The organism is Rosenbergiella gaditana, assembly GCF_018494065.1.
Classification (GTDB): domain Bacteria; phylum Pseudomonadota; class Gammaproteobacteria; order Enterobacterales; family Enterobacteriaceae; genus Rosenbergiella; species Rosenbergiella gaditana.
Genome location: NZ_JABBFR010000092.1, coordinates 1 through 235, shown reverse-complemented (window position 1 = coordinate 235; position 235 = coordinate 1). Strand labels below are relative to the sequence as shown.

Here is a 235-nt window from a genome sequence, read left to right as displayed (position 1 = left end):
GAAGTGACTCGTGATATGTTTGACAGACAAATTGATGTCATCATGAGTGATTTAGCACCTGTCATGCAAAAATATGCTAAATTACTTCAACGTGTACATGGATTGGACAAAATGCGTTTTGAAGATTTAAAGGTTTCAATTGATCCTAGTTATGAACCGGATATCTCTATTGATGAATCTAAATCTTATATTTATGGTGCACTTGATGTACTTGGCGAAGATTATCATTCTATGA

Annotated in this window: 1 protein-coding gene; it reads left to right on the top strand. The window is 33.6% G+C overall.

Going from position 1 to position 235, the window contains the following annotated elements:
- Positions 1 to 15: 15 nt before the first annotated feature.
- On the top strand, positions 16 to 235 hold a 220-nt coding region (locus HH682_RS15585; protein WP_214238381.1), incomplete at its 3' end, for a hypothetical protein.